Origin of the sequence: Halomicroarcula saliterrae (assembly GCF_031624395.1) — an archaeon.
Lineage (GTDB): Archaea > Halobacteriota > Halobacteria > Halobacteriales > Haloarculaceae > Haloarcula > Haloarcula saliterrae.
The window spans coordinates 953,759-970,877 of record NZ_JAMQON010000001.1; the positions used below are offsets into that span (position 1 = coordinate 953,759).

At 66.6% G+C, this 17,119-nt stretch carries 17 protein-coding genes; 2 read left to right on the forward strand and 15 right to left on the reverse strand.

Features of this window, described 5'->3' with window-relative positions:
• Window positions 1–22 precede the first annotated feature (22 nt).
• Window positions 23–1,114 carry a DoxX family protein gene (locus NDI56_RS05240; protein WP_310918358.1) on the forward strand — a complete coding sequence of 364 codons (1,092 nt, stop codon included), beginning with the start codon at window positions 23–25 and terminating at the stop codon, window positions 1,112–1,114.
• Between the two features lie 30 nt (window positions 1,115–1,144).
• On the opposite strand, the gene NDI56_RS05245 is transcribed toward NDI56_RS05240, so the two are convergent.
• The 14 genes from NDI56_RS05245 to NDI56_RS05310 all read right to left on the reverse strand — a co-directional run bounded on the left by NDI56_RS05245 (window position 1,145) and on the right by NDI56_RS05310 (window position 15,507).
• On the reverse strand, window positions 1,145–1,588 hold the full coding sequence (locus NDI56_RS05245; RefSeq protein ID WP_310918359.1) for a type IV pilin N-terminal domain-containing protein: 444 nt from the start codon (window positions 1,586–1,588) through the stop codon (window positions 1,145–1,147).
• 45 nt (window positions 1,589–1,633) lie between these two features.
• Window positions 1,634–2,566, reverse strand: a complete 933-nt coding sequence (gene pfkB, locus NDI56_RS05250; protein ID WP_310918360.1) for a 1-phosphofructokinase — start codon at window positions 2,564–2,566, stop codon at window positions 1,634–1,636.
• Entirely contained in the window at window positions 2,566–3,324 is a 759-nt protein-coding gene (glpR, locus tag NDI56_RS05255) for an HTH-type transcriptional regulator GlpR (protein WP_310918361.1), read from the reverse strand. The genes pfkB and glpR overlap by 1 nt, the downstream gene beginning before the upstream one ends.
• A 62-nt stretch (window positions 3,325–3,386) precedes the next feature.
• Window positions 3,387–4,370, reverse strand: coding sequence for an isocitrate/isopropylmalate dehydrogenase family protein (locus NDI56_RS05260; protein ID WP_310918362.1), 984 nt, complete (start codon window positions 4,368–4,370; stop codon window positions 3,387–3,389).
• Window positions 4,371–4,434: 64 nt separating this feature from the next.
• Window positions 4,435–5,682 carry an outer membrane protein assembly factor BamB family protein gene (locus NDI56_RS05265; RefSeq protein ID WP_310918363.1) on the reverse strand — a complete coding sequence of 416 codons (1,248 nt, stop codon included), beginning with the start codon at window positions 5,680–5,682 and terminating at the stop codon, window positions 4,435–4,437.
• 173 nt (window positions 5,683–5,855) lie between these two features.
• The gene (locus NDI56_RS05270) at window positions 5,856–6,500 is read right to left on the reverse strand and encodes a hypothetical protein (protein WP_310918364.1); all 645 of its coding nucleotides are present in this window, start codon (window positions 6,498–6,500) and stop codon (window positions 5,856–5,858) included.
• 238 nt (window positions 6,501–6,738) lie between these two features.
• Window positions 6,739–7,383 carry a 3-isopropylmalate dehydratase small subunit gene (leuD, locus tag NDI56_RS05275; RefSeq protein ID WP_310918366.1) on the reverse strand — a complete coding sequence of 215 codons (645 nt, stop codon included), beginning with the start codon at window positions 7,381–7,383 and terminating at the stop codon, window positions 6,739–6,741.
• Window positions 7,380–8,801, reverse strand: coding sequence for a 3-isopropylmalate dehydratase large subunit (leuC, locus tag NDI56_RS05280; RefSeq protein WP_310918367.1), 1,422 nt, complete (start codon window positions 8,799–8,801; stop codon window positions 7,380–7,382). The genes leuD and leuC overlap by 4 nt, the downstream gene beginning before the upstream one ends.
• A complete protein-coding gene (locus NDI56_RS05285; RefSeq protein ID WP_310918368.1) occupies window positions 8,798–9,013 on the reverse strand; it encodes a DUF7989 family protein in 216 nt (71 codons plus the stop codon). The genes leuC and NDI56_RS05285 overlap by 4 nt, the downstream gene beginning before the upstream one ends.
• A 4-nt stretch (window positions 9,014–9,017) precedes the next feature.
• Entirely contained in the window at window positions 9,018–10,040 is a 1,023-nt protein-coding gene (ilvC, locus tag NDI56_RS05290) for a ketol-acid reductoisomerase (RefSeq protein WP_310918369.1), read from the reverse strand.
• Complete coding sequence (gene ilvN / locus NDI56_RS05295) at window positions 10,033–10,620, reverse strand: acetolactate synthase small subunit (RefSeq protein WP_310918923.1); 588 nt, start codon at window positions 10,618–10,620, stop codon at window positions 10,033–10,035. Before ilvN ends, ilvC begins: the two co-directional genes overlap by 8 nt.
• A gap of 14 nt (window positions 10,621–10,634) precedes the next feature.
• Window positions 10,635–12,398, reverse strand: coding sequence for a biosynthetic-type acetolactate synthase large subunit (ilvB, locus tag NDI56_RS05300; RefSeq protein WP_310918370.1), 1,764 nt, complete (start codon window positions 12,396–12,398; stop codon window positions 10,635–10,637).
• Between the two features lie 339 nt (window positions 12,399–12,737).
• Window positions 12,738–13,949, reverse strand: a complete 1,212-nt coding sequence (locus NDI56_RS05305) for a LeuA family protein (RefSeq protein ID WP_310918371.1) — start codon at window positions 13,947–13,949, stop codon at window positions 12,738–12,740.
• Between the two features lie 325 nt (window positions 13,950–14,274).
• Window positions 14,275–15,507: an orc1/cdc6 family replication initiation protein gene (locus NDI56_RS05310; protein ID WP_310918372.1), complete on the reverse strand. Its 1,233-nt coding sequence runs from the start codon at window positions 15,505–15,507 to the stop codon at window positions 14,275–14,277.
• Between the two features lie 438 nt (window positions 15,508–15,945).
• Between NDI56_RS05310 and NDI56_RS05315 the strand changes: the two genes are divergently transcribed.
• Window positions 15,946–16,251 carry a DUF5779 family protein gene (locus tag NDI56_RS05315; RefSeq protein WP_310918373.1) on the forward strand — a complete coding sequence of 102 codons (306 nt, stop codon included), beginning with the start codon at window positions 15,946–15,948 and terminating at the stop codon, window positions 16,249–16,251.
• Window positions 16,252–16,301: 50 nt separating this feature from the next.
• Here the strand turns inward: NDI56_RS05315 and NDI56_RS05320 are convergent, their stop codons facing one another.
• Window positions 16,302–16,988: a VOC family protein gene (locus tag NDI56_RS05320; protein WP_310918375.1), complete on the reverse strand. Its 687-nt coding sequence runs from the start codon at window positions 16,986–16,988 to the stop codon at window positions 16,302–16,304.
• Window positions 16,989–17,119 lie beyond the last annotated feature (131 nt).

Consider the following 17,119-nt stretch of genomic DNA (forward strand, 5'->3'; position numbering starts at 1 on the left):
GCCCTCGCCAGTATATTCAGGTATGACTTCCCGACCGGCCGTCGCGGCGCTGTTCGCTCTCCTCGTGGCCGTCGCCACTCGCCCGGTGAGTGCACACGTCGACTACGTCACCGACGGTCCCGGCGAACCTATGGACGCCGTCGCGTTCACGGTAGATGTGCTGTCGGACCCGTTTAACGCCGCGCTCTTTGGCGTTTCCGGGCTCCTCGTCGGCGTCGGCGTCGCGGGCTATCTCCGGGTCCGACCGACCATCACCGATATCGTCATTCTGCGCGAGAAGCTCGCCAGCTACGGCGACCTCGTCCCGTGGATGCTCAGACTCGCCGCCGGGCTCCCGCTCATCGGGGCGGGCTTCGAGGGCTATCTGTTCGCGCCGACGGTGACGTTCAACGTGGGAGCGAACCCGTTCCTCCGGGTGCTGTTCATCGGCCTCGGCTTCTTCGTCCTGTTCGGGCTGGCGACGCGCATCGTCGCCACGCTCGGCCTGCTGACCTACGTGTGGGCGCTGGCGACCGACCCCAGCGTCTTCCTCGCCATCGAGTACGTCCCCATCTTTCTCGCGCTGTTCCTCCTGGGCGGTGGCCGCCCCAGCGCCGACGACATGCTGCTCGAAGTCGCGAGCACCGATGGCACGTACTACGGGCGCGTCGACCCGGTCCACCTCCTCAAGAGCTATCTGGACGACCGGACGCGGCCGCTCCGTCAGTACGTCCCGGTGATTCTCCGCGTCGGGATGGGTGCCTCGTTCATCTATCTCGGTCTCATCCAGAAGCTGGCCCAGCCCGGCAGCGGACTCCTCGTCGTCGAGAAGTACAACCTCACCGCCGTCGTCCCCGTCGACCCCGGCCTGTGGGTGGTCGGCGCCGGCGTCACGGAAATCGCCGTCGGTGTCGCGCTCATCGCCGGCTTCTTCACCCGCGGCGCGGCCGCAACCTCGTTTCTCCTGTTTACCGTGACGCTCTTCGGGCTGCCGGACGACCCGGTGCTGGCCCACGTCACCCTGTTCGGGATGGCCTCCGCCGTCTTCACGCTCGGTTCCGGCCCGCTCTCGTTCGACCGCTGGTTCGGTCGCCCCGCCGTCGGCGAGGACGAGTCGGTCGTCCCCGCGGACTGAGCCGTCCCGGAACCGGCGCTCCCGCCGTTTTCAGGCACCCGGCCACTGGTCCAGCTGGGTTCGATTACCACTCTCGTTGTAGTAGACGGTGATGGCGTCGCCCGAGCCGACTCGCTGCCCGTAGGCGTTGTTCTGGCTCAGCTGTGCGATATCGCCGTTCTCGACCATCTCGGTCCGGTTCTTGTTCGCCAGCTGCGACCAGTTCGCTTTCGCGTCGCCTCTGGGCCCCTCGAACTCCAGGCGACCGGCCTGAATCGGGTCGCCGCGGCTGTGGGTCACCAGTAACAGGCTGCTGTCCTCGGCGTAGTCGTAGGTGAAGTTCGCCTGCGGGACTCCGCCGGCGCGGTCCTCGGTGACGACCATGACGTTCAGGCCGACGATGGCCGTGACGACGACTGTCATTCCAACGAGCAGCCCGATACCGATGGATTCGGACATCGCGACCGTGTCGTCGTCGAGGCTGGGAGCGCCCATCAGTGTCCACACAAGGGTAGATGAATATAAAGGCTGTTCGGCCGGCTACCCGCTGTGACCCGGCTCGACGGTCAGTTCCCGTACGGCGACGCCGCTCCGGAGTTCGTCGAGCCCGGCCATCGAGGGCGGGGCAGTACCCGGTCGCTCGACCATTCGGGTCGCGACGGCGACGCCGGTGCGCAGCGCCGTCTCGTCGTCGGCCCCGTCGGCCCACGCGCCCAGCGCCCCGGCGAGGAGCCCGTCTCCGGCGCCGACCGTGTCCACCACGTCGGCGTCGAGCGCGTCGGCGTGCAGGGCCGTCGACCCGGTGACCAGCACGACGCCGTCGCCGCCCAGCGAGGCGAGCACGCGGTCGAACCCGCGCTCGCGGAACGCCGCCGCCGCGCGGGCACACCCTTCGACGGTCGAGACGTCCGCCCCGGTCGCCGCGCCGAGCTCCGGACGGTTCGGTTTACAGAGCGCGTACTGCGCGTCGAGCGCCTGCAGCGCGTCGCCGCCCATGTCGACGACGGTGTCCCACGCACCGGCGGTCGCGAGCTCGTCGACGGTCTCCGTCGTCACCCCCGGCGGCAGGCTCCCGCTGACCACGACGGTGTCGGGCTCGCGCTCGCGGACGGCATCGAGGATGGCATCGACGGCGTCGGCGTCGACCGTCGGCCCGTCGTGGTTGAGTTTGTACTCGCCGTCGGCCGCCAGCGCGGTCGTGTTCAGCCGGGTCGGCTCGGGCGCCTCGACGAACGCCGTCGCGACGCCGTCCGCGGTCAGCCGCTCCCGGATGAACTGGCCGGTGAACCCGCCCAGCACGCCGGTCGCGACGGCGTCTCGACCCATCGCGGCGAGGAACTGGGCCACGTTGATTCCCTTGCCGGCGGCGTCGAAGCGGGCCGACGAGGCGCGCATGACCCGGTCGGGGGCCATCGGCTCGTCGAACGCCAGCGTCTGGTCGACCGCCGGGTTGAACGTCACGGTGACGTGCATCAGTCGGCCCCCGTCACGACCACGTCCGTCTCGGCGAAGGCGTCCGCGAGTTCGCCCGGTAGCGGGACGTCGGTGACGAACAGGTCGATTTCGGTCGGGTCGGCGACCGAGACGAAACTCCGTTCACCGAACTTCGAGCTGTCGGCGACGAGCACGACACGGGTCGCGTTCGCGACCATCCGCCGCTTGACGGCCGCCTCGTCCTCGTCGGGGGTCGTCAGTCCCGTATCGGCCGTGACGCCGTTGGTCCCCAGAAAGAGCAGGTCGAAGTGACGCTGGTCCAGGAACGACTCGGCGGCGGGGCCCACCAGCGCGTGACTCCGCGGGCGCATCGTCCCACCGGTCATCTTCACATCGACCTCGCTGTCGGCCAGTTCCAGCGCGAGTTCGGGCATGTTCGTCACGCCGATGTAGCCGCTGTCGGGCGCGGCCCGCGCGACCTCCGTCGTGGTCGTCCCGGCGTCGAAACAGACGACGTGTCCGTCGCGGACCTCCTCGCTCGCCCGGCCGGCGATGGCCTGTTTGGCCGCCAGTCGGTCGACCTCCCGCTGGTCGTAGGACCGCTCGTGGCCGACCGACGAGACAGGCACCGCACCGCCGTGGGACCGTTCGATACGGCCCTCCGTCTCCAGGTCCTGCAGGTCGCGGCGTATCGTCGCTTTCGAGAAGTTAAGTTCGTCGGCCAGCGTGGCGACCGAACAGCCGTCCTGTTCGGTCACTAGCTGAACGATTGTGCGTTTTCGCTCTGCGGGGAGCATCTGTCCCCACTTTTCGCGCACCGGGCTTAGCAGTTCCTATCGCTTCTGCGCGTTTCTGTGTGCTACAGCTCGTCGACGATAGCGGCGGTGACGGCCTCGGTGCCCGCGTCGCCGCCCAGGTCGGGCGTCTTCGGGCCGGATTCGAGGACCGATTCGACGGCCGTCCGGACCCGGTCGCCCTCCTCGTCGTAGTCCAGGTGGTCGAGCAACATGGCCGCGGAGAGAACCATCGCCGAGGGGTTCGCGATGCCCTCGCCGGCGATATCCGGCGCGGAGCCGTGCACCGGCTCGAACAGCGCGTTCTCCTCGCCGACGTTCGCCGACGGGAGCAGGCCCAGCCCGCCGACGAGCCCGGCGGCGAGGTCCGAGAGCACGTCGCCGGCGAGGTTCGGGCAGATGATGACGTCGTACTGCTCAGGGGTCATCACGAGATGCATCGCCAGCGCGTCCATCAGCGCGGTGTCGTAGTCCGCGCCGCGACTGTCACCGACCGCCGACACCGCATCGAGGAACATCCCGTCGGTCTCGCGCATGACGTTGGCCTTGTGCGCGATGGTGATATCGTCGTAGTCGTTCTGTTTCGCGTAGTCGAAGCCGAACTCGGCGATTTCTCGCGAGGCGGACTCCGTGATGACGCGGGTCAGCGTCGTCACGCCCTCGGTTACCTCGCTCTCGATGCCCGAGTAGACCCCCTCCGTGTTCTCCCGGATGAAGACGATATCGGTGTCGGGCTGGACGGCGTCGAGCCCGGGGTACGAGCGGGCCGGCCGGACGTTGGCGAAGGAGCCGACGACCTCCCGCAGCGGGAGGATGACGTCTGCGGCCGTCTCGCCGGCCGCGCCAAAGAGCGTCGCGTCGGCGTCGGCGGCAATCGACCGGGTCTCCTGTGGGAGCGCCTCGCCGGTCGCTTCGAGCACTGCGTCGCCGGCGTCGGCCTCGACGAACTCGAAGTCGACGCTGTCTATGGCCTCCAGCACCTCGACGGCGGCGGGCGTGACCTCCTGTCCGATGCCGTCACCGGGGATGACCGCGATCTCGTGTGTCATGTGCGCGGAGATGCGGGCGTCCGGTGAAAGTGGTTCGGTTCGGTGTCGGCCCCCAGTGTCCCGGTCACTCCAGCGCGACGACGCGGCGCTGGAGGGTCGCGTACACCCGGTCACCGACCGGACAGACGCCGAGGACGCCGGGGTCACCGTCGGTCCCGAAGCTGGTCGACCAGCGCCGCTCGCCCGTCTCCCGGTCGACGGCCACGGCCGTGTCCCCGTCGGCCATGTAGACGGAGTGTCCGTCGACGCGGGGCTGGCCCGTGATTGACGAATCGGCGGCGTAGGGCTCGTCCCAGGCCGGGCTCCCGTCGGCTGTCTCGAACGCCCGAACGCCCTCGGTCGTCGCGACGTACAGCGTCTCGCCGGTGGCGGCGGGCGCGCCGACGATTTCGTCGGTAACGACGTCGGACACCCACTCGGCGGTGCCGTCGACCGACGAGAGCGCGACGACGACGGCCCCGTACCGGTCCGGGCGGATGCAGTAGACGGTCCCGTCGGCGGCCACGGGGGCCGAACTGCTGTCGAAGTCGCTGTTCGTCCAGCGGACGCCGCCGTCGGCCGTACTGCGTGCGACCACCTGCGTCTCGTCGAACTCCCGCTCCCGGTAGTGGTAGAACGTCGACCCGTCGACGGCCGGGGCCGACAGCGCCTCTTCGGCGGGTAGCTCGAACCGTTTCCCGCCGTCGTGGTCGTAGGCGACGATGGTGTACTCCTCCCCCTCGGTCAGGAGATACACCCCGTCGGCCGTCACTATCGGGCTCGACGCTGGCTGTCCCGGGAGGTCGGTCGACCACTCGCCACCCCCGTCCGTGACGGCGACGAGCGCGTCCGTCGTCGGAAAGTACACCGTCCCGTCCCGGAGTGCCGGCGTCGGCGGGGGCGACTGGTCGCCGCCCCAGCCGAACTGCCAGCGCTGGTCGCCGGACAGCGACACCGCCCTGATGGCGGACTCGTCGAGGAACGCCACCGTCTCGCCCGCCACGACGGGCGCGGTCAGGATGTTCTCGACAGTGGTCTGCTCGTAGACGGTCCCGAGCGTCGGACTGCGTTCCGGGCCCGACGCGTCCGGGTTCGAGCTGGTGTTGCCCGCGTCGGCGTCGAGCGACCGCCACGTGCCCGGTGAGCCGGCGCTCCCGTCCCCGTCTTCGGTTGTTTCTCCCGGCGTCGAACCGTCAGTCGGTGTCGAACTCTCAGTCGGCGTCGAACCGTTAGTCGGCGACCCGCCGTCGGTCGAGTCGCCCCCACTACAGCCCGCCAGGCCCACGACAGTGACGCCGCCGACCGTTCGCAATAGACTCCGTCTCGTTCGCATAGCTGGCATCAATGACCCGCGGTGTCAAATACCTTGGTAGCCGAAAATGCAAGCGAATGTACAGTTATGGCCCGCTCTAGGCGATTTCGCCGTCGCCGACGAGGACCGAATCTGCCGCGGTGAGGGTCGCGGCGAGACGCCGTCCGACAGTGCGTGAGGAACGCCGGTCGGTCCTACCCCTTTCTCGCCAGCGCGACGCCGATATCGTGTTCGATGAAGAGAACGACTGCCAGCGCCCCCAGGCCGACGGCCGCCGGGTCGACCCCGCCCAGCCCCACCGTCGCGAGCGGCCCGGCGAACTGGCCGCCCTCGAAGACCAGCAGGAGCCACACCGTCGCGCCAGCGGCCTCGACGACGCTGAACCCGACTGTGCCGAGGTCGACGACGGACTGGAGCGGGTCGACGTCGCGCAGGACGTTGTCCTCGACGGTGTGCTGGGGCACCAGCAACACCGCGAGCAGCCCCCCGGCGACGAGGACGCCGTCGACGCCGCCGACTCGCTCGGCCACGCCGAGCCACAGCACCCACAGCAGCGCTTCGGAGACGCTGACACCGACGACCTGCCCGTCCGGCAGGACCGACGCGGAGACCCCGTTGACCGTCGCGTCGGTGAGCACGTGTTCGAGCACGAGCCCGAGAGAGAGCACGCCCAGACCGATAGCCGAAGTCGCGGATATCACCGGGGCGCTCTCGACGAGCGTCAGCCAGAGCCCGAGCGCGAGCGTCTCGACAAGCGTGAACGCGAGCATCAGCAGTGTCTGTCCCGTCACCCGCAACCCCGCGAGCGACGAGCGCTCGCCGGAGTCGATAGTGGCCATGGTCGCGCTGGCGGCTCCCGGGCGTTAGTTACGCTGTGATTACTCCGGCCGGGGGGCTCCGGTCTGCGGTCGCTCGGTATCGACTGTGCAACGCGGCGAACTCCGTCCAGGGAAAAGACGTCTCGCGATCACTCGTCTGCGAGCCGGCCGCGTACTGCTCAGCGATGAAACGCCTCGCGGCTAATCGTCCGCCTCTGCGAAGCGCACGCTCACTGCTCAGCGATGAAACGCCTCGCGGCTAATCGTCCGCTTCGACGTCCGACCGCGTCTGGTCCAGATACGGGAGGTTCGCGGCCGTCTCCTCGATGGCGTTGCGGTTCGCCTTCATCAGCGCCGTCGTGTCCCAGATGCCCTCGACGAGGGCCTTCCGCTGGGCGTCGTCGACGGAGACGCTGATCTCCTGCCCGCCGTAGCGGACCGTTTCGGCGGCCACGTCGACCTCGATGTCGCCGTCGGGGTTGTCGTCGACCCACTGCTGGAGCGCGTTGATGGTCTCGTGGTCGGCGGTCAGCGTCGGGATGCCGAGCGCGAGGCAGTTCCCCGCGAAAATCTCGGCGAAGCCCTCGCCGATGATGGCGTCGATGCCCCAGCGCATCAGCGCCTGCGGGGCGTGCTCGCGGGAGGAGCCACAGCCGAAGTTGTTGTTGACGACCATGACGTTGGCGTCCTGGAAGCGCGCCTCGTTGAGCGGGTGCTCCTTCTCGTTGTCGTCGTCGTCGAACCGCAGGTCGAAGAAGGCGAACTCGCCCAGCCCATCGAAGGTGACGACCTTCATGAACCGCGCCGGGATAATCTGGTCCGTGTCGATGTCGTTACCGCGGATGGGCACACCGGTGCCCTCGACGTAGTCGACCTCCGGGATGTCCTCGGTCGCGTCGGTCACGCCAAGGTCACCTCCTTGATGTCGCGCACGTCAGACACCGTCCCGTTGATGGCCGCGGCGGCGACCATTCGGGGGTTCATCAGCACGGTGCGGCCGTCCTTGCTGCCCTGGCGGCCGACGAAGTTCCGGTTCGAGGAGCTGGCACAGGCCTCGTCGCCCTCCAGCTGGTCCTCGTTCATGCCCAGACACATCGAACAGCCGGCGTTGCGCCACTCGAAGCCGGCCTCCTCGAAGATGTCTTTGAGCCCTTCTTCCTCGGCGGCGTGCTGGACGCGCTGGCTGCCGGGGACGACGAAGGCACGGACGCTGTCGTCGACCTGCCGCCCCTTCACGATGCGGGCGGCCCGTCGGAGGTCCGGCAGTCGGGCGTTGGTACAGGAACCCAGGAAAGCGACGTCGATGTCGTACCCCTCCATGGACTGGCCGGGCTCGACGCGCATGTGCTTCTGGGCGCGCCGGGCCGTGTCCACCTTGTCGTCGGCCAGCGATTCGGGCTCCGGAATCGGGTCGTCGATGCCGATACCCTGACCCGGAGTGGTCCCCCAGGTGACGACCGGGTCCAGCTCGCCGGCGTCGATTTCGACGACGTCGTCGTACTCGGCGTCCGCGTCGCTGCGGATGGACTCCCAGTACGGCTTCAGTTCCTCGAACTTCCCGGGGTGCTCCTGGAAGTAGTCCGTCTGTTCCAGCCACTCGTAGGTGGTCTCGTCGGGGTTGACGTAGCCCGCGCGAGCGCCGCCCTCGATGGACATGTTACAGATGGACATCCGCCCCTCCATGTCGAGGTTCTCGATGGTCTCGCCGGCGTACTCGTAGACGTAGCCGACACCGCCCTCGGTGCCCAGACGGCGGATGATTTCGAGGATGATGTCCTTGGCCTCGACGCCCTCGTCTAGCTCGCCGGTGACCTCGATCTTGCGGACCTTCTGTTTCTCCATCGCGATGGTCTGGGTCGCCAGCACGTCGCGAATCTGGCTGGTCCCGATACCGAACGCCAGGGCGCCGAAGGCGCCGTGCGTGGAAGTGTGGCTGTCGCCACAGACGATGGTCTTGCCGGGCTGGGTGATGCCCTGCTCCGGACCGATGACGTGGACGATACCCTGGTCCCCCGTCGTCGGGTCGGAGAACTGGATGCCCGCGTCGCGGACGTTCTCCTCAAGTTCGGCCATCATCCGCTCGGCCGCGTCGTCGGAGTAGGGCCGGTCCTGGTTCGCCGTCGGGACGATGTGGTCGACCGTGGCGTGGGTCAGGTCGGGGCGGGCGACTTCGAGGCCGCGCTCCTGAAGCATCCCGAACGCCTGCGGGCTGGTGACCTCGTGGATGAGGTGGAGCCCGACGAACAGCTGGTCCTGCCCGTTCGGCAGCGTCGTTACCTTGTGCTGGTCCCATACCTTGTCGTACAGCGTGTTCTTGCTCATACTGTATCCGTCCGTCCTTCGGTGCCGCGCTCGTAGGCGCGGTCGACGCCTTCGTCCGCCGACTCGTGGTCGACGTCCGCCATCGTCTCCGTCGTCTCGTCGGCATCCTGTCCTCCGTCGGCCGCGACTGCCGGGCCCCGCGCGAAGGCGTCGCCGAACGTGTCGTTCGTGTGTGGATGCGTGTGATCCACGTCTTTCATCTGCTCTGTCATACTCTCAGTCGTCCGCTGGTGCCTCGGCTTCTTCCTGTTCGCCCCACGAGAACAGCGAGCGCAGCTCGTTACCGACCTGCTCTATCTCGTGGTCCTGTTCGGCCTGTCGGTACTGCCGGTAGCTCGGCCGGCCGGCCTGGTTCTCGAGAATCCACTCGCGAGTGAACTCGCCGTTCTGAATCTCCTCGAGGATCTTCTCCATCCCCTCGCGGTTGATGACTTCCTCACCGCGGGTGAGACCGCCGTACTCGGCGGTGTCCGAGACCGAGTTCCACATCTCCATGTGGCCGCCCTCGTACATCAGGTCGACGATGAGCTTGAGCTCGTTCAGACACTCGAAGTAGGCCATCTCCGGGGAGTAACCCGCGTCGACGAGCGTCTCGAAGCCGACCTTCACCATCTCGGTGACGCCGCCACAGAGGACGGCCTGCTCGCCGAAGAGGTCCGTCTCGACCTCTTCCTTGAAGGTCGTCTCGATGACGCCCGCTCGCGTGCAGCCGATGGCCTTCGCGTAGGAGAGCGCGCCCGCCTTGGCGTCGCCGCTCGCGTCCTGGTAGACGGCGATCAGTCCGGGAGTCCCCTCGCCGCGGTCGTAGGTCCGGCGGACGAGGTGGCCGGGCGACTTCGGCGCGACCATGGTCACGTCGACGCCCTCTTGGGGCTCTATCTGGCCGTAGTGGATGTTCAGCCCGTGGGCGAACTGCAGCGTGTCACCGGGCTCCAGTCCGTCCTGAATGGCCTCGTAGACGGCCGGCTGGACCGTGTCGGGGACCAGCATGACAACGCGGTCGGCCTCGGCGGCCGCCACGTCGGGCGTCTCGACCGTCAGGCCCGAGGCCTCGGCGTCGTCGCGGGAGGACGACCCCTCGCGGAGGCCGACGATGACGTCGACACCGGAGTCGTGGAGATTCAGGGCGTGAGCGTGGCCCTGCGAGCCGTATCCGAGTACGGCAACTGTCTCGTCGGTCACGTGCGATACGTCGGCGTCGTCGTCGTAGTAGACTGTTGTGTTGAGTTCGTCAGTCATGTTTGTTCAGTGTCGTCGGGCCTCGTTCCAGCGCGGCGGCCCCCGTCCGCACGACTTCCTGCACGTCGAACTGTTTGAACGCCTCGACGGCAGCGTCGATTTTCTGTTTGCTGCCCGTTATCTCGACGGTCACGGAGTCCGTGGAGGCGTCGACGGCCTGTCCGTCGTACATCTCCGCCACGGCGTTCACGTCGTCCGGTTTCTCCCCACCGACCTTGATCAAGGCGAGCTCCCGGCGGACCGCAGTCGGGTCCAGCTCCGTCACCTCGATGACGGGGACCAGCTTCCGGAGCTGCTTTTTCGCCTGGTCGATGCCGGGCTCGGGCTCCTCGATGAGGATGGTCATCCGGGCCGTATCCGAATCGACCGTCGGGCCGACGGTCAGGCTTTCGATGTTGAACTGCCGGCGCGAGAAGAGGGCCGAGACCTCCGAGAGCACGCCGGGCTTGTGTTTGACGAGCGCCGACAGGACAGCCTGTCGGGGCTCGTGGGTCACTTCGGCCTCGGGGTCGACGCGGATTCCCTGCGAGTTGCGTCGGCCTTTCGGGCGCATCCGTTCCGGCGGCGCGGGTCCGGGCATTCCTCCAGTCATGATTAGAGCATCTCCAGGTGGTCTTCTTCCAGTGCGAACTGGCCGTTGTCGCCGCCGCTTGGCACCATCGGGAAGACGTTCTCCCCGGGGTCGATGTGCGCGTCGATGACCGACGGGCCATCGTACTCGCGAGCGGCCTGAATCGTCTCCTCGACGTCTTCCTGTGCCTCCAGTCGGAACCCGCGGGCCCCGAAGGCCTCGGCGAGCTTGTCGAACTGGGGTATCCACGGGTACTCCGAGGCCATCCGTCGGCCCTCGTAGAAGCCGTCCTGCCACTGGCGGACCATCCCGACCGCCTCGTTGTTCAGGACGACGTAGGTGATATCGAGCTGTTCGCGGACCGCGACGGAGAGGCCCTGAACCGTCATCAGGAACGAGCCGTCGCCGTCGAAGCAGACGACCTCCTGGTCCGGGGCGGCGAGCTTTGCGCCGATGGCGGCGGGGACGCCGTAGCCCATCGTCCCCAGCCCGTGGGAAGAGACCCAGGTCCGGGGCTCGGTGTACTCCCAGAACTGGGAGGCCCACATCTGGTGTTGCCCGACGCCGGTACAGACGATGGTGTCGTCCGGCGTCAGGTCGCTGAACGTCTCGACGACGTACTGGGGCTTCAGCGGCTCGTCGTCGGGCGTTTCGTAGGTCATCGGGTACTCCGACTTCCAGGTCTGGCACTGCTCGCGCCACTCGTCCACGTCGGGGACCCGCGGCATCGCGTCGAACAGCTGGCGCAGGACCTTCCGCGCGTCGCCGATGAGCGGATACTCCGCGAAGATGTTCTTCGATATCTCGGCGGGGTCGATGTCGACGTGGATGACCTCGGCGTCCGGGGCAAAGGAGTCGACGCCGCCGGTCAGGCGGTCGTCGAAGCGGGTCCCGATTGCCAGCAGGCAATCCGTGTTCGAGATGGCCATGTTGGCGTAACCGGTGCCGTGCATCCCGGCCCATTCCAGCGAGAGCTCGTGGTCCTCCGGGAAGGAGCCGATACCGGGCATCGTCGTGATGACCGGGATCTCGTACTCGATGGCGAACTCCCGCAGCGCCGACGAGGCGTCGGCCTTGATGACGCCGCCACCGGAGAGGATGACCGGCCGGTCCGCGGCCGCGAGCGCCTCGGCGGCTTCCTGAACGGCCGCGTCGTCGGCCTCTTCCTGCACGTCGTAGGTGTCCGGCGTCTTCGGTGCGGCGGGCTCGATGTCGGTCTCGCCCTGCGTGACGTCTTTCGGGAGGTCGACGAGCGTCGGCCCCTGTCGGCCGGCGTCGGCGAGGGCGAAGGCCTCGCTGACGTTGTCACCGACGGTGTCCGAGTCCGCGGCGAAGTAGCTCTCCTTGGTGACCGGCTGGGTGATGCCGACGGTGTCGGTCTCCTGGAAGGCGTCGTTGCCGACGAACTCCGTCGGGACCTGACCCGTCAGCGCTATCATCGGGTCCGAGTCCATGTTGGCGTCGGCGATGCCGGTCACGAGGTTCGTCGCGCCCGGCCCCGAGGTAGCGAAACAGACGCCGGGGTCGCCGGTGACGATGCCGTAGGCGTCGGCGGCGTGTGAGGCCCCCTGCTCGTGGGCCATCGTCACGTGGTTGATATCGGAGTCGTACAGCGCGTCGTAGACGGGCATGATAGCGCCGCCCTGAACGCCGAAAATGTACTCCGCGCCGGCGTTTTCGAGCGCGCGGACGACGGACTGGGCGCCGGTGGTGACCGGCGCCTGGTCGCTCGTCTCCGTCTGTTCGTCGCCCTCCTCGTCGGCGGGGACTGATGCGCGTTCGCTCATCTCTCCCCTCCGCTGGTGGTCGGTCGATACGGTCGTCGTGTGTGTGGTGTGTGCATGACTGGAGTTGGTCGTGAATGGTCGGTGAACGGTACGGGTCGGGACGAAGGTGGATAGTGTGGGGCTAGACGGCCCCTACAATACCCAGGTCGCGAAGAAGGAGCGCGTCGCTGGCGGCCGGTCGAGCCCCACTGCCAGTGCGCGCTGTCATCACGTGGATTCTTCCACGTTGCTGGATAATAAACGTTCTGTGATAGACGCTGGCGAACGGGGCCGTTCCCGCCGCGCGAGACTGCGCACGGCTGGTGGCGAGTCGTCGCGACCGAAGCCGGCGTCATCGGCCTACGCCCGGACCTCCTCGCTCTCCTCGTCGACGCCGACCTCCTGAGCGAACCGCTCCAGTTCGCTCATCGTGACCTGCTGTTTCTCCGCGCCGAACTCCTTGACGCGGCGGGTCACTTCGCGGACTTCGGCGTCCGTCGGGGCGTACCCCGAATCGACCAGACGCTCCCGCACCGAGTGTGCGCCGGTGTGTTTGCCCAGCACGAGCTCGCGCTCGGCGCCGACCATCTCGGGGGTCATGACGCCGGGCTCGAACGTGTCGGAGTTCTCGATGACGCCCGCGGCGTGGATGCCGCTCTCGTGGGAGAAGGCGTTGCGCCCGACGATGGGCTTGTTCGCCGGGACCGGGATGTCGGATTTCTCCTCGACCAGTCGCGACAGCTCCGTGATACGGGTCGTGTCGATACCCGTGTTCACGTCGTACAGCGCCTCCAGCGCCATCACGACCTCTTCGTAGGCCGCGTTGCCCGCCCGCTCGCCGATGCCGTTGACCGACACCTGGGCCTGGCTCGCGCCGGCCTCGAACCCGGAGACGGCGTTCGCCGAAGCGAACCCGAAGTCGTCGTGGGTGTGGACGTCGATTCTCGCGTCCGTGTGCGAGTCGACGATTTCGATGAGGTCGTAGAACCGACGCGGCGTCGCGACCCCGCAGGTGTCGGGGATGTTGATCCAATCGGCGCCCGCGTCCGATGTCGCCTCGATGACTTCGATGAGGAAGTCCTCCGACGTTCGGGTGGCGTCCATCGGCGAGAACATGCACTCGGCGCCCGCCTCCGTGATGCGCTCTACCGACTCGACGGCCGAGTCGAGCGCCTCTTGGCGGGTCGCGTGCATGGAGTCTTGTAACTGTACGTCGGACGTCGAGACGAAGGTGTGGACCATGTCCACACCCGAATCCAGGGCTGCCTCGATATCCTTCTCGACCACACGCGCCAGTCCGCACGTCGTCACGTGGGTGGACTCGGCGATGTCGCGGACCGCCTCGAACTCCGCGTCGGAGTTGACGGGGAACCCGGCCTCGATGACGTGGGTCCCCATCTCGTCGAGTACGGCCGCTATCTCGCGTTTGTCCTCGTAGTTGAACGACGTGCGTGGCGACTGCTCACCGTCGCGCAGTGTGGTGTCGAAAATACGTGCGTCTGTTATCTCAGACGTGGAATCCAGTGTGCCCTGGAAGAACTCGATCCGCCGGGGATCCCGACGTGCCCTCATTGTTGGACATAAGCAGGTGATACTGGTCACTTCCGGTACTTATAGTTGTTCATCGGCACGGCGTGGCGGCAGCGACCCGTGACAAGGCGATACAGCGCTGGGCCCCGGAGTGTGGACGATTCGTCGGGCGCTGTTCGGGAGACACACCCCACGTTTCCGACGTTTGGGGCTATCCGTAGCCGGCCCTACGTTTGCGCTGGTCTCGGATATCTGTAGCCCACCCCACGTTTCCGACGTTGCGAACAGGTCGCACACCCACCCCACGTTTCCGTCGTAGTTCCCAGTGCCCCGTGGGGCTACTCAATGGTCCCGATGCTGGGTAGGGTTACTCCGTGGACCACTCCTGCATGCGAGTGTCTTCGAGGATAGTCTCCCGGACGATATGTGCGTCCTCGATGAGACGGTTCTGCAGATGGATGCCACCCGCGCTGCCCTTGTTGATCTTCTCGATTTCGACGATACCGAGAAACGCCTGCTCTTTCAGCAGATCACGGAACCGGCGGACCGACAGAATATCTAGCTCGACGTGTGCACAGATGCGCTCGTACTGGTCGTACACCTGGCTCGTCAGGAACGAGTCCTCGGCGGAGTTGAGGCTGAGTTCGGTCAGTGCCAGCAGCGCGGTCTTCGCCTGTGTCGGCGACCCGCTGACGAGCTCCCGGAACCGGTCCTTCTCGGCGTGTTGCTGTGCCTGTCGGACGTGCGCTTCACGGACAGTATCGGCGTCACTCTCACTCGCGACCTCACCAGCGTGACGGAGGATATCGATCGCCTTCCGAGCGTCGCCGTGTTCCTGGGCGGCAAACGCGGCAGCCAGCGGGATGACGTCGTCCGTCAACACGTCGTCTTGAAACGCGTCCGTCCGATTGTGCATGATTTCGCGGAGCTGGTTCGCATCGTAGGGTTTGAAGAAGAGCTCCTTGTGCTGAAAGCTGCTTTTGACCCGCTCGTTGAGCTGGTCGATGTACTGGACTTTGTTGCTGATAGCGATGATGCCGATGCTACACGTTATCTTTCCGGCTTCTTCCGCACGGGAGAGCTTCATCAGCAGACTGTCTTCGTCCATCAGGTCGATCTCGTCGAGGATGACGATGACCGAATCGAACCGCATGTCCAGAATCCGCCAGAGCAGTTTGTAGTACTTCGAGGTACTGAGACCGGTGTGTGGCACCGCGATATCCGTGACGCCCTCGTCGTTCAGTTTCATCGCGAGCGACGAGACGACCTGTGTTTCCGTCGTGTCCTCGGCGCAGTCGATATACGCCGTTCCGATATCCACGTCGTCGCCGGCAGCGTTCTTCGCTCGCTGACAGAGGTGTCTCGAAACGAGTGACTTCCCCGCACCCGTCTTTCCGTAGATCATCACGTTCTCGGGGGAGTAGCCGTGAACGGCCCCGTTCAAGCGCTTTGCCAGCTTCGAGATCTCCTCGTCGCGCCCGACGATACGGTCCGCCTCCGGGACGTGCCCGATTTTCAGGAGGTCTTTGTTCTTGAAAATCCGGTGTCCGGAGGTAAAGAGCGGGTCGTCGATAGGGCCTGACGAGGAATCGGATGTCATCTAGCGTCGAGACGTGTGGGAACAGGGGACATAAAACCCGCGGATTTCAAGTCACCGTCTTTCCGACGTTAGAGTCGATATTACGGGCCCCAAAAGGCGTGAAATCCTAATATACTTATTCTTATACTTTTGCCGTGTTTCCGACGTAGCTGGCCGGAAACACGGTACCGCGATACGATGCCGACCCGTCGGAGAGAGATGGCGCACCCCACGTTTCCGACGTATTTTTCCCCTCCCTGTCGGCTCACAGCTCGGTGACTACTCCACGGGCGGACTCCACGTGAGTATCTCCCCGTTCCCTCTGTCTCTACGTCGGAAACGTGGGGTGGGTGGCTGCGGGTATCCCCACAGCGTCCCTCTCGACGGTACTGCATCGCGCACGCCAGGCGTCAGACGCGGGGAGCAGATTTTTGCTGGTCGCACGCGTGCGTATCCACCATGAGTGATTTCGAGGGGCTGGACCTGCAGGCGGTCGAGGACCAGATGGCGGCCGACGAGGAGACCGGCGGGAGCCACCGGGTCGTCCTCGGGGTACTGGACGGAACGACCGACGACGCGGAGTGGGTCGAGGCCATCGAGGAGGGCGCCGTCCTCGTGTTGAACGTCGACGGCGACATGAACGCGCTCGCCTCGGGCTTTGCGCGGCCGGTGAAAGACGCCGGCGGCGACCTGATGCACTTCCGGGGCTTTCTCATCGTCACCCCCGCGGGCGTCACTATCGACAAGAACCGACTGGACACCTGAGGAGAACTGAGTAGCCAACGAACAGCGACTGACTGGACACCCGAGCGATATCACTCGCTGACGAGCGTCACGTAGTGACCGTCGGGGTCCCGAATGCGGACGCCCTCCTCGACTGACGTGACTGCCAGGGCGTCGTCGGCCACCTCGCGGGCGACGTCGCTCGGGTCGTCGGCCACGACGCCGAAATCGACGTGGACGCCGCCGCGGGCGTCGGCGATACCCAGCCGGGGCGACCAGAGTTCGAGGTCGAACTCGCCGGTGGTGAGGCGAACGCGCCCCTCCTCGCGGCCGTCGTCGACGGTCTCGAAGCCGAGCCGTTCGTACAGGTCGACTGCGGCGTCGAGCTCCTCGACCTCCAGCACGAACTCGAACAGCCCGGTGACGCCGCTGCCGTCGACGTCCCGCTCGCCCAGTTCGACGCAGTTGCCCGCCGGGTCGTAGAAGTACAGCGAGCGGGCCTCGCCGAAGGTCTGCTCGACGAGGTCGAAGCGCTCCCCCAGCCGGTCGTACCAGTCGTCGTACTCGCGCTCGGGCACCGTGAGCGCGTAGTGGGTGTGGAGTCCGCCCCGGGGGACCGCTCCGGGCGCGCGGAGTCGGAGTTCGGTGTCACCGGCCGCGAGAACGGCCTCGGACTCGCCTTCCTCGACGATGTCGAGTTCGAGGAAGGCGTCGTAGAAGACGGTCATACGGTCGACGTCTTTCACCTCCAGCGTGAGCCACTCGGGGGCAGAGAGCATACCGAAGCTTGGTCGGCGGGAGTGAAAACTGTCGGCCCGAGCGGAACCCGTTCCAGCGGAGCTCGTGACCGAGCCCATGAATATTCCAATAAGAACAGAACAGTATTAACACGTTGTGTACTCGTTTTTTG